The sequence below is a fragment of the Streptomyces sp. NPDC056987 genome, assembly GCF_042673865.1.
Taxonomy (GTDB): domain Bacteria; phylum Actinomycetota; class Actinomycetes; order Streptomycetales; family Streptomycetaceae; genus Streptomyces.
The window spans coordinates 16,961-28,903 of record NZ_JBHURV010000037.1 but is presented as its reverse complement, the minus strand read 5'-3'; the positions used below and the strand labels follow the sequence as shown (position 1 = coordinate 28,903).

Genomic DNA, 11,943 nt, shown 5'->3' with positions numbered 1-11,943 from the left:
GGATCAGGGACCCCCCTCCCGCCGCACGTCGAACTCGCACCACACGACCTTGCCGGGCCGCCGTTCACTCACCCCCCGCGGTCAGCTTCGTCATCTGGGAGCCGGTTCTCTCCTTCCCTCTCGGAGGTCGAGAAGTTCATCGCACCCAGTTGGAACACCTGCGCGCCTGCGCCGAACTACCAGGAGTGTCCCTCCAGGTCCTTCCGCTGGACCGGGGCGAACACGCAGGGTTGGATGGACCCTTCTTCGTGCTGGAAACCCCCGACCACCAGCATCTCGCTTACGCCGAATCCAACCGTGGCAGCCACTGGGTCTCCGACCCCGACGAGGTGTCCATCATGGCCCGCAAGTATGCGATGCCGCGTTCGCGGGCCCTTTCACCCGAGGAGTCCAAGGGCCTGTTGGACCGTCTCCTGGGAGAGCAATGAACACCACACTTCAGTGGTTCAAGTCGAGCTACAGCACCGATGAAGGCGGCGCCTGCCTCGAAGTCGCCTACGACTGGCGGAAGTCCAGGTACAGCACCGAGCAGGGCGGCGCCTGCGTAGAGATCGCCCCCTGCCCTCACGCCGTCCACATCCGCGACTCCAAGAACCCCACCGGCCCCATCCTCACCCTCGCCCCCGCCGCCTGGGCCACCTTCACCCCGTACGCGGCCAACTGACCGCGACCTGTACCCGACGGCGTCGGGTACAGGTCAGTGCCGAGGAGTAACCGGCGTTGCCCGGTGAGGTGTTGTTCACCGGGCCCGTCCCCCTCCCGCTACTCGCTCGGCTCCGCCGCGCAGGCGAGGTCCTGCGACGGGCGCTGCCCGCTGGTCAGGAACTCCGTCACCGCGTCGTTCGCGCACGTGTTGGGGCCGAACGGATAGACCCCGTGCCCTCCTTGGTCGGCCGTCACCATCGTGGCCCGCTTGCCGAACGCCTGCCGCAGCTCCTGGGCTCCGGCCAGCGGCGTCGCCGGGTCGCGTTCGTTCTGCGCCATGAGCACGTTCGACGGGCCCCGGTCACCGATGCGTACGGGCGGCTCGACCCGCTCGGTCGGCCAGAACGCGCACGGATTCATGCCGGCCGTGGACCCGCCCAGCATGGGGTAGCGCACCCGGTCGACCGCGACGTTCTTCTGGTACTCCCGGACCGTCCCCGGCCAGCGGGAATCACCGCAGACCACGTAGAAGCGGCCGGACATGAGGCCGTTCGGGTCCGCTGCCGGCGGGCCGAGCGGCGGCAGCGGCCGGTCCGTGTCGACGGCCTGCCATATCTTGGCCAGCAGGGGCATGGTCGCGTCGCTGTAGAGGTAACCGAACGTGGCCCCACGGAACGCCGTTCCGTCGATGCCCTGGACCGGCTTCTCCTCCAACCGCTCCGCGAGATCGAAGAACTTCGCGGTCACCTGCTCCGGTGTGCTGCCCAGGCCGTACTCGGGACGTGCGGCCGCGAACGCCGCGAAGTCCGGGAACCGGTCCTCCAGTCCACGGGCGAACCTCCGCATGGCCGTGACGTCGTAACCGCCGGAGCCCAGGTTGCTGTCGAGCACGATCCGGTCGCTGTTCCCGGGGAACATCGTCGTGTACACGGCGCCGAGGTAGGTGCCGTAGGAGTGACCGAGGTACGAGAGCTTCGGCTCGCCCAGCGCCGCCCGGATCCGGTCCATGTCGCGCGCGGTGTTGGCGGTGGTGGTGTGCGGCAGCATCCATGCCGTCCCCGACGTGGCGCACTGTTCGGCCACGGTCCGGGCGGGCCTCACCTCCCGTGCCACATCGGCGTCGGTGTGCGCGTACGGGGCGAAGTTGCCCCGCGCCTGCTGCTCCGGCGTCAGATCGCAGGTCACCGGCGCGCTGCGGCCGACGCCACGCGGGTCGAAGCCGATCACGTCGTAGGAGTCACGCACCTCCTGCGGCAGCCGCGAGGCGGCGAGAACGGCCGGGTAGTCGAGCCCCGTGCCGCCGGGGCCGCCCGGATTGGTCAGCAGTACGCCTCGGCGCTGGGCCGGTTTCTCGCTCGCCAGCCGGGAGATCGCGATCTCTATCTGCCGGCCGTCGGGGTCCCGGTAGTCCAGCGGGACTTCGAGCGTCGAGCACTCAAGGCGGGGCGCGGCGACATCCTCCGGGCACGGGCCCCACCGTACGGTGTCCGGGGTCGCCGCCCCCGACACTCCCGGCGTCGCCGCCACCGACACTCCGGGGATCGCGGTCACCGCCACCGTGAGGGCGGCGAAGGCGAGAGAGAGGGGTCTTTTCATCTGGTGTCCTCCTGAGGGGCGCACGAGGGCGCCGGTACGGGCAGGCGCTGGACAGCCCGGCGGCCGGCCGTTCCTGCGGGCCGGCACGTCGTTCCGGGCGGAGTTGCAGAGGTTGAGGGCAGGCCGGACCGAGCGCGTGCGCGGCGGAGTCCTCCCCGCGCGGCGCGCCGACGCACCTGCCATGGACGCGGATCCGTCGCCCGGGATGCTGTGGACGCAGGTCCGTCGTCCGGAATGCCGTGGACGCGGACCCGTCACCCGGGATGCCGTCAGGCGGTTTCCCGGCCGCGGATTCCCCCGTGACCACCGGCCCGCCCGGGATCCGGTTCCCGGCGGGTGCGGGCCCGGAGCCGGCCACCGGACGCCAGGGCGACGAGCGGGACGGCTCTCCGTCTTGTGTTCGGTTGTCTCGGCATGTGAACGAGTCTGTCCGCGCGGCGCCGACGGCACATCAGCCCAGCGGCTCGAACCGGCCCCGACCACGGTCGGGACGATGATGCGACTTTGGTCAGGACACATCAGCCCTTGGTCCGGCGCACCGGCCACCCCGTTTCGCGATACTGGCACGGTGAACATGAACGGTGCGCCACAGCTCGGGTGGTGGGAGCAGGCCTGGCGGCTGGCTGCCGCCACGGCGGTGGGCGTGCCGGTCTGGCTCTCCACCGTGGTGCTGCTGTACCGGCAGACGGCCGAAGCGAGCTCCTGGCTCCTCACCGGTGATCCGCTGGTGGCGCTCGGCTGCCTGACGGCGCTTCTGTGGCGGCGGCGGTTCCCGCTCGCCGTCGCCCTGACGGTCGCGATCGCCTCGACCGCGTCGTCACTGGCCACCGGCGCCGTGCTCGTGGCGCTGTGCTCGATCTCCACCCGTCGCCGCCCGGTGGAGATCGGCGTCGTCGGGCTGGCCTACGTGATCGCGTCACAGTTCGCCGTCGGGCTCTACCCGGTCGAGACCCCGCCCGGCTCGCGGTGGGCCCTGCTCACGTTCCCAGCACTGACCGCAGGCATCGCGGCGGCCGTGGGCACGGCCATCGGCGCGCGCCGGGTCGAAGTCCGGTCGCTGCGGGACCGGGCGGAGATCGCGGAGCGGGAACAGACCGCACGCGCGGCACAGGCACGGGCCCGGGAACGGAACCGGATCGCCCGCGAGATGCACGACGTGCTCGCGCACCGGATCTCCCTGGTCGCCATGCAGGCCGGAGCGCTGGACCACCGCGGCGACCTCACGGCCGAGGAGAACCGCGTACTGATCCGCGGCATCGCCGACGGCTCCCAGCAGGCACTGGAAGAGCTACGGGACGTCCTCGGTGTGCTCCGAGCGGACCCGGACCGCCCGGAACCACCGCAGCCCTCCCTCGACCGGATCCCCACACTGGCGGCCGAAGCCCGTGCGTCCGGGCTGGACGTCGCGCTCACCACCGCCGTGACGGGAGCACCGTCCGATGCCGTCGGACGAACCTGCTACCGGATCGTCCAGGAGGGACTGACCAACGCCGCCAAACACGCCCCGGGCGCACACGTACACATCACTCTCGAAGGAACCGCGGGCGACGGGCTGGACGTCAGCGTCCGCAATTCCGCAGCCGCCACAACGTCGTCCAGCACCGCCTCGTCCAGTACCGCCTCGTACACCCCGAAGAGCGCGCGGCCACCGGAATCGGGGTTCGGCCTGCTCGGCCTCGCCGAACGCATCGGCCTCACCGGCGGACAACTCGACCATCACCCCACGTCCGACAACGGATACGTCCTCAGCGTTCACCTACCCTGGCCGGACCCGGTCCACGAGAAGGGAGCCTGAGTGGACAGCGAGCAGGAGCCGGTGCGGGTCGTCATCGTCGACGACGACCAGCTGGTACGCATGGTGCTGCGGCTCGTCATCGACGGCGAACCGGACCTGACCGTCGTCGCGGAGGCGGCGGACGGGGACGCGGCGATCACCGTGGTGGACGAGGAGCGGCCGGACGTCGTGCTGATGGACGTACGGATGCCCGGCCGTGACGGTCTCAGCGCGACCCGGGAGATCCTCACCCGGCCGGCGCCGCCCCGGGTGCTCGTGCTGACCACCTTCGACTCCGACGATCTGGTGCTCGGCGCGCTGGAAGCCGGCGCCCTCGGGTTCGTCTTCAAGGACACCCAGCCGTCGGGGATCCTCGACGCGGTGCGGACCGTCGCGAGCGGCAGCCCCGCGCTGTCTCCGGTGGCCACGGCACGGGTGATCGCCGCGGCCACCGGTCCGGGGTCGTCCCACGCTCGCAGCTCATCCCGCGAAGCCGCACGGCAGAAGCTGTCCGTACTGACCGAACGTGAACGCGAAACCGCCCGGGCCATCGCGGACGGACTGGGCAACCCGGAGATCGCCCGGAGGCTGCGGATCAGCGTCGCCACCGTCAAGGCACACACCGGCAACCTGTTCAGCAAGCTGGCGGCCGAGAACCGGGTGCAGATCGCACTCCTGGTCCACAACGCGGAGGAATGACCCGGCGCCGGGGCACTCCTCAAGCACACCGCCACCCTTCCGCACCCGGTGGCCTTACGCGCCCGCCACCCTTCCGCACCCGGCGGCCTTACGCGCCCGCCACCCTTTCTGCACCCGGCGGCCGTCCACACCCCCACCCCTTCCGCACCGGCCACCCCCTTCCGCACCCGCCAACCTTTCCGCCCCCGGCGGCGACTTCCGGCTGACGACGGCACGACCCCACCCCCGTCAGGAGTCCCGGATGTCCCCCACCACGCCCCGCTCCCACCCCTTCCCTGCCTCCTCCGCCTTCTCCACCTTCTCCGCCGACCGCAGGCGCTTCCTCCTCGGCACCGCTGCCGCGCTCGGTGCCGGAGCCGCCACCGCGCTCGGGCTGCCCGGCACCGCATCAGCCGCGCCAGCGGCAAGCGCGGCAAGCGCGGCCACCGGTACCCTCTACATCGCCAGTGACTCCACCGCGCAGACGTACAACTCCGGCTACTACCCGCAGGCCGGGTGGGGGCAGACGCTGCCCGCGTTCTTCTCCTCCAACATCACCGTCGCCAACCGGGCCATCGGCGGGCGCAGTTCGCGTTCCTTCGTCGAGCAGGGGCGGCTCGCCGCGATCCACCAGGTCATCAAGCCGGGCGACTACCTCTTCGTACAGTTCGGCCACAACGACGCCACCGTCGGCAACGCCGAGCGCTACACCCCGCCCGCCGACTACAAGGAGTACCTGCGCAACGACTACATCCGGGCCACCCGCGCCCGAGGGGCGACCCCCGTCGTGGTGACTCCGGTGTCGCGGCGGTCGTACAACGCGTCCACCGGGCAGTTCAACGTCTCGTTCCCCGCGTACGTCGACGCCGCCAAGGCCGTCGCCGCCGAGGAGGGCGCGCCGCTGGTCGACCTGTCCGCGCTCAGCCGCGCCTACCTGAACGGCATCGGGATCGAGGCGTCCAAGAACGTCTTCCTGTGGCTGAACCCCGGGCAGTACCCCAACTTCCCGAACGGCGTCTCGGACGACACCCACTTCCAGCAGAACGGCGCCACCCAGATGTCCCGTCTGGTCGCCCAGGCCGTGGCGCGGCTCGGACTGCCTCTCTCCGGGGAAGTCAAGCCCGCCACTCTCTGATTCCCGTACCCCACGCGCCCCACGCCGTGCTTCGATGGCGCGATGGATCACACCCCCGTACAACTGCCTGTCCTGCACTGGGGTCGACAGGACGCGCCCCGGCGCGTCCTGCTGCTCCACGGTCTCACCTCGGCGGCGGCCTGCTGGTGGCGCGTGGCGGATGAACTCGCCGGCGCGGGCTGGTCGGTCACCGCCCCGGACCTCCGGGGGCACGGGCTCGCGCCACGGACCCGGCGTTACGACATCGACGGGTTCGTGGCCGACGTGCTGCCCATCCGGCCGCCCGGCGGAGCGTCGCCGTGGGACCTTGTCGTCGGGCACTCCCTGGGCGGTCTCGTCGCTGCCGCCGCCGCGAGCGCCGACCACGGCTGGGCGGACCGGCTGCTGCTGCTCGACCCCGTCATCACCGTACGGGAGGAGATGATCGAGGGCTTCATCCGCTCGGTCTCCGCCGAGGTACGGAACGCCGACCCGGAGCAGATGCTCAGGGAGAACCCGCACTGGCACCCCGAGGACGCCTATCTGAAGGCGCAGGCGGCGCGCCGGACCACGCCGTACGTGGTCGAGAGGTTCCTGCGGGACAACGGTCCGTGGTCGTACGAGAAGGCGCTGGCCGCGTATCCGGGGCCCGTCACCGTGCTCGCCGCCGACCCGAGCCGTGGCCCGGTCTTCACCGCCGAGGTGGGCCGCCGTATCGAGAGCCTCAACTCCGGCTTCCGCTGGTCGGTGGTGGAAGGGGCGGGGCACTCCGTGTACCGGGACAACCCGGACGCGGTGATCGCGGCGGCACTGCGCTCCCCCTGATCCTCCGGCCGCCGGTCCGATGAGTTCGGGCCGTGTCGGAAGTCCACCTTCACACCGCATCCCGGAGAAGGTGGGCCGTATGAACAGCTTGAGCGATGTCCTCGATTCCCATGTCAACAGCGGATCCGTGCCCGGCGTGGTGAGCCTGGTGGCGCACGGCGCCGGGCGGGAGCCGGAGGTGGCGGCGGTCGGTTCCGTCGATACGGCCGGGGGCGCTCCGATGGCCCGGGACACGATCTTCCGTATCGCGTCGGCCACCAAGCCCATCACCGCCGCCGCGCTCATGATGCTGGTCGACGACGGGCGGATCGGGCTGCACGACCCGGTGGCTCGGTGGCTGCCGGAGCTGGCCGCGCCGCGTGTCGTCCGTACGCCCGGGAGCCCGGTCGACGACGTGGTCCCGGCCACCGCGCCGATCACCGTCTTCGACCTGCTCACCTTCCGCGCCGGGTACGGCTTCCCCGCCGACTTCTCGCTCCCCGCGGTCCGGCTGCTCTTCGAGGAGCTGGCCCAGGGGACGCCGGAGCCGCTGCATCTGACGGCGCCCGGCACGTGGATGGAGAAGCTGTCCCGGATCCCGCTGCTGCACCAGCCGGGCGAGGCGTGGCTCTACAACACGTGCTCCGACATCCAGGGCGTGCTGATCGCCCGGGTCGCGGGCCGACCGCTGCCGGAGTTCCTGGCGGAGCGGCTGTTCGAACCGCTGGGCATGACGGACACCGGATTCGCCGTGCCGACCGCGAAACTCGACCGCTTCACCAGCTACTACAAGAGGGACGGGGAGAGCGGCCCCGGCGACGGCCTCGACCTGGTCGACGCCCCGGACGGGCAGTGGAGCAGCCCCCCGTCGTTCCCGTCCGGCGCGGGCGGGCTGGTGTCGACCGCCGACGACCTGTACGCCTTCGCGCGGATGCTGCTCGCCGAGGGGCGCGCGGGCGGCCGGGCGCTGCTGTCGCCCGAGTCGGTGGCGCGGATGACCACGGACCACCTCACCCCGGCGCAGCGCGAGGCGAGCGGGCTGTTCACGGAGGGGCAGGGGTGGGGGTTCGGCGGCTCGGTGGACGTCGTGGAGTCGGCGCCCTGGAACGTACTGGGCCGGTACGGCTGGGTCGGCGGTACGGGAACGGCCGCGCACCTCGTCCCGTCCACCGGCGCGGTGACGGTCCTGCTCAGCCAGGTGGCGATGACCGGCCCGACCCCGCCCACCCTGATGCGCGACTTCTGGCGGTACGCGGCGGAGGCGGGCGGCGCCGTGCGGTGACCGGCGCTCCACCGTGACCGGCGCTCCGCCGTGACCGGCCCCGCGCCGTCGGGCATCAGCCCAGCCGCCTGCCCCGCAGCACCCGCCACAGCACCCACGCCTGGGCGAGGCCCCCGACCGTCAGGAGCGGCAGATACGCCGCGTCCGGGAGCGGCAGCACGGTCAACGGGAGGGAGATCGGCAGCGTCGCCCCGATCAGCCAGACACCCGCGAACCCGGGGTCGTCGAAGAGGATGAGCGCCCCGATCCAGAGGGCGAGTCCCACGACGAGCGCGGCGTAGGCGCCGCCGATCCACAGGGCGACGCGTCCGCGCTCGTAGTGGGCCGGTCCCTGGAAGGCCATGGTCATGGCTCGTCTCTCCTCGTGTACGGCGGAGTCCGTTCCGGATCTCCTGTACTTCAAGGATCACGCCGCCGGGGGCGGACCGGCATCCGTACGCCTACTCAGTGCCCGCTGGGTACGCTCACCGGCCCCCACGCCGCGCCCGCGCGGTCAGGGCCGGACCGCCGCCGACCCCCGTATCTCCGGGTACGCCACCTCCTCGGGCAGCCGGTAGCCGAATTCCTTGAGCCGCGCCGCGACATCCGCCGGGGTGCGGCCCGTCAGGCTCGCACTGCACAGGACGTTCTCCAGGAGAACGTCGTCCAGGAGGGAGCGGTCGGAGTCGAGCGACTTCAGCAGCAGGACGTCCGCCTCGTCGGCGGCCTCCGGTAGCCGCGCGTGCTCGGGCAGCCGGTGGCCCAGCTCGGCCAGCCGTCCCGCGACGTCCGCGGGGGTCCGGCCGGTGGCGAGGGCCGCGCGCAGGACATGCCGTGGCTGTACGCCGACGACACCGTTCGTGGCCAGCCAGGGGGCCCGGCCGTCGAGGTGTGCGCTGAGGAGGACGGAGTCGTCCGCCTCCGGGGTGTCCGGCAGGCCCGTCGGGACGTGGTGGCCCAGCTCCGTCAGGCGGGCGGCGATCTCCGCCGGGGTACGGTCCAGCTCCCGGGCGACGGCGAGGATGTGGCCGACGGCGGCGCGCCCGTCCCCGATGATCCGCTCGTCCTCCGCCGCCGGGGTGTACGGCAGCCGGAAGCCCAGCGCGGCCAGCCGCTTCGCGGCGGTGTGCGGGCCGCACCCCAGTAGGGCCGCGGCGGAGATCACCTGCCGCGCGCTCACCTCCGCGCCGCGCTCCAGCCACGTCCCGCTGCCTCGGGCGTTCGTGCGGATCAGCATGATGTCCCGGGGGTCGGGGGTCTCGGGCAGCGGTGGGGCACCGGTGCCTCCCTCGATCCGGTAGCCGAAGGAGCTCAGCGTCCGCTCGACATCGGCGGGGCTCCGGCCCACCCGTCCGGCCGCGTCGAGTATGTGCCGCAGGGACACCGGCGCGCCGGCATCGATCCAGCGGAGGTGGTAGTCCGTCCTGCCTCCCGCATTGGACAGCAGGGCGTCGTCGGGTGTGACCCTCTCGGGCAACGGGCCTTCGGGCAGCGCGATGTCGGCGAACCCCAGCGCGGTCAGCCGCTCCACCACGGCGTCGGCGCTCCACCCCATGCCTGCCGCCGCGTACAGGACATGTCCGTACGGCACCGTCCTGTCGGTCGTCCACCAGGGCGCCGTGCCGGCCAGCCGGAGACTGGTGACCCGGTTGTCGTCCGGATCCTCGAACTCGGGGGTGTGCCTCATCGTGACGCCTTTCGAAGCGGTGTGACGGCGGGAACGGAAGCGGGAACGCCCGCGGGCGCGGCGGCGGGAACTCCCGCGGATACGGCGCTCATTCGGCCACCGCGACATAGCGGCCGTGGTCCTCCTCGGCGAATTCGAGGAGGTCCTCGTCCTCGTCGCTCCGCCCGCGCAGATGCACCCGGACCCCCGCCGGCTCCAGCGTCGTCCACAGCCGCAGCATCATGTCCCGGCTGAGGAAGTGGTGCGAGAGGTCGAGCAGTTCGAGATGGGTCAGCGGCTGCCCGCGCAGCAGCGCCTCCGCGCCCGCGTCGGAGAGCGTGCCCATCGACAGGCTCAGCGAGGTCAGCCGCTCCACGACCGGCGCCGAGGCGAACGCGGCGGCGATCTCGTCCTGGCGGGGGCTGTTCTGGACCCCGAGGTGGCGCAGGTTCGGCTTGCCCACTCCCGCGAGCAGCGGGGCGAGGTCCTCGACCGTGGTGCCGCCCCCGTACTCGTCGTCGCCGAGCCACAGCTCCAGGCGCTCCAGCGCGGGCAGTTCGGCCGCGGCGATGTGCGCCGCCGCCTCCCGGGGCAGGCCGCCCGACTCGACGCGCAGCACCCGCAGTTCCCGGTGGCCCGTCGCGGGGAAGTCCAGTCCGTCCCCACCGCGTACGGCCAGCTCCCGCAGCCCGGGGAACGCCTTCAGGAACGGCGAGAGATCGCTCTGGCCTATCGTGGAGATCATCGCCTCGTCGTCCTCGACGTCACCGAGGAAGACCGCCTCCAGTGAGGTGAACCGGGAGCTCAGCTCGGTCAGGTAGCGCTCCGCGCCGCCCCCGTCGAAGTCGTACCAGGGGAAGCCGAGGATGACCGCCCGCACCTTCTCCAGCTCGACGTTCCCGACGAAGCGCTCCCAGCAGACGGAGTAGCTCTCGTCGGACTCGTAGGGCCCGCACTGGAAGCGCCAGGCGACGGACGCCGGGTCCGGCAGCTCCGCCGGGTGGGCGAAGGGCGGGACGGTGAACGCGGGGAGCCCGTAGAACTCGCGGACATGCTGCACGTGCGACAAGTTGAGGCTCCCGGGGCTCGGTTCGGGCTGTTTCAGACACCTGACGTTCTATCAGCAGCCACTGACAACCGGCCCCGGCCCCGTCGAACCGGCAGTTCAGAGCCGGTGCGCGGCCTCCGTCGCCCAGTACGTCAGGATCATGGAAGCGCCCGCGCGCTTGATCCCGGTGAGGGTCTCCAGGATCGCCGCGTCCCGGTCGATCCAGCCCTTCTCCGCCGCCGCCTCGACCATCGCGTACTCGCCGGAGATCTGGTACGCGGCGACCGGCACGTCCGTGCTCTCCGCGATCCGCGCCAGGATGTCCAGGTAGGGCAGGGCCGGCTTGACCATCACCATGTCGGCGCCCTCTTCGAGGTCGAGCGCCAGCTCGCGCAGGGCCTCACGGGCGTTGGCCGGGTCCTGCTGGTACGTCTTGCGGTCGCCCCGGAGGGACGAGCCGACGGCTTCCCGGAACGGGCCGTAGAACGCCGACGAGTACTTCGCCGTGTACGCGAGGATCGCCACGTCCTCCTTGCCGATCGTGTCGAGCGCGTCGCGGACCACCCCGATCTGGCCGTCCATCATGCCGCTGGGGCCCACCACATGGACGCCCGCGTCGGCCTGGACCTGCGCCATCTCCGCGTACCGCTCCAGGGTGGCGTCGTTGTCGACCCGGCCCTCGCCGTCCAGCACCCCGCAGTGGCCGTGGTCCGTGAACTCGTCCAGGCAGAGGTCGGACATGACGAGCAGGTCGTCGCCGACCTCGGCCTTCACGGCGCGGATCGCGGCCTGGAGGATCCCGTCGGGGTCCGTGCCGGCCGACCCCGTCGCGTCCTTCTTGGCCTCCTCCGGGACACCGAAGAGCATGATCCCGGAGACCCCGGCCGAGGCCGCGTCCACCGCCGCCTTCCGCAGCGTGTCCAGGGTGTGCTGGACGACGCCGGGCATCGCGGAGATCGCCACGGGCTCGCCGATCCCCTCGCGTACGAACGCGGGGAGGATCAAGTCCGCCGGGTGGACCCGGGTCTCCGCGACCATCCGGCGCATGACCGGGTTGACGCGCAGCCGGCGGGGCCGCGTGCCGGGGAAGGATCCGTACTCAGTCATCGTCAGTCGCCTCTTGCCCCTCTTGGGTGTCCTTACGGGCGCGTCCTGCGCGGGCGGGGCCACCTTCGACGATAGCCCCGGGCGCCCCATGGCCTTACCGACACCGGGACCGGGAAACTCCGGAAACGCCCGTCACACGCGGCGGGGGGGGGGCGCCCGCCCCCCCCGCGCCGGCCCCCGCGGGCGCAGAGAACACACCCCCGGGGCGGGGCCCCCGGCGGGGGGGGGCCCGGGCGGGGGCGCCCGCCGC

Annotated in this window: 12 protein-coding genes; 7 read left to right on the top strand and 5 right to left on the bottom strand. The window is 72.1% G+C overall.

Going from position 1 to position 11,943, the window contains the following annotated elements:
- Positions 1-2 precede the first annotated feature (2 nt).
- A complete protein-coding gene (locus tag ACFTZC_RS32620) occupies positions 3-428 on the top strand; it encodes a DUF5753 domain-containing protein (RefSeq protein WP_382895939.1) in 426 nt (141 codons plus the stop codon).
- Positions 425-664: a DUF397 domain-containing protein gene (locus tag ACFTZC_RS32615; RefSeq protein ID WP_382895860.1), complete on the top strand. Its 240-nt coding sequence runs from the start codon at positions 425-427 to the stop codon at positions 662-664. Before ACFTZC_RS32620 ends, ACFTZC_RS32615 begins: the two co-directional genes overlap by 4 nt.
- Before the next feature lie 98 nt (positions 665-762).
- Here the strand turns inward: ACFTZC_RS32615 and ACFTZC_RS32610 are convergent, their stop codons facing one another.
- Positions 763-2,241: an alpha/beta hydrolase gene (locus ACFTZC_RS32610; RefSeq protein ID WP_382895858.1), complete on the bottom strand. Its 1,479-nt coding sequence runs from the start codon at positions 2,239-2,241 to the stop codon at positions 763-765.
- A gap of 574 nt (positions 2,242-2,815) precedes the next feature.
- Here ACFTZC_RS32610 and ACFTZC_RS32605 point away from each other — a divergent pair.
- The 5 genes from ACFTZC_RS32605 to ACFTZC_RS32585 all read left to right on the top strand — a co-directional run bounded on the left by ACFTZC_RS32605 (position 2,816) and on the right by ACFTZC_RS32585 (position 7,893).
- Entirely contained in the window at positions 2,816-4,036 is a 1,221-nt protein-coding gene (locus tag ACFTZC_RS32605; RefSeq protein ID WP_382895937.1) for a sensor histidine kinase, read from the top strand.
- Entirely contained in the window at positions 4,037-4,714 is a 678-nt protein-coding gene (locus tag ACFTZC_RS32600) for a response regulator (protein ID WP_382895856.1), read from the top strand.
- 241 nt (positions 4,715-4,955) lie between these two features.
- Positions 4,956-5,828, top strand: coding sequence for a rhamnogalacturonan acetylesterase (locus ACFTZC_RS32595; protein WP_382895854.1), 873 nt, complete (start codon positions 4,956-4,958; stop codon positions 5,826-5,828).
- Between the two features lie 42 nt (positions 5,829-5,870).
- Positions 5,871-6,632: an alpha/beta fold hydrolase gene (locus tag ACFTZC_RS32590; protein WP_382895852.1), complete on the top strand. Its 762-nt coding sequence runs from the start codon at positions 5,871-5,873 to the stop codon at positions 6,630-6,632.
- Between the two features lie 79 nt (positions 6,633-6,711).
- Positions 6,712-7,893 carry a serine hydrolase domain-containing protein gene (locus ACFTZC_RS32585; protein ID WP_382895850.1) on the top strand — a complete coding sequence of 394 codons (1,182 nt, stop codon included), beginning with the start codon at positions 6,712-6,714 and terminating at the stop codon, positions 7,891-7,893.
- Between the two features lie 55 nt (positions 7,894-7,948).
- Here ACFTZC_RS32585 and ACFTZC_RS32580 read toward each other — a convergent pair whose 3' ends face one another.
- The 4 genes from ACFTZC_RS32580 to hemB all read right to left on the bottom strand — a co-directional run bounded on the left by ACFTZC_RS32580 (position 7,949) and on the right by hemB (position 11,693).
- On the bottom strand, positions 7,949-8,242 hold the full coding sequence (locus ACFTZC_RS32580) for an SCO4225 family membrane protein (RefSeq protein WP_382895848.1): 294 nt from the start codon (positions 8,240-8,242) through the stop codon (positions 7,949-7,951).
- A gap of 144 nt (positions 8,243-8,386) precedes the next feature.
- Complete coding sequence (locus ACFTZC_RS32575) at positions 8,387-9,559, bottom strand: hypothetical protein (protein WP_382895846.1); 1,173 nt, start codon at positions 9,557-9,559, stop codon at positions 8,387-8,389.
- 88 nt (positions 9,560-9,647) lie between these two features.
- Entirely contained in the window at positions 9,648-10,598 is a 951-nt protein-coding gene (locus ACFTZC_RS32570) for an STM4015 family protein (RefSeq protein ID WP_382895935.1), read from the bottom strand.
- A 105-nt stretch (positions 10,599-10,703) separates the two neighbouring features.
- Positions 10,704-11,693 (bottom strand): porphobilinogen synthase, encoded by a 990-nt coding sequence (gene hemB, locus ACFTZC_RS32565; RefSeq protein ID WP_382895844.1) that lies wholly within the window; start codon positions 11,691-11,693, stop codon positions 10,704-10,706.
- Positions 11,694-11,943 lie beyond the last annotated feature (250 nt).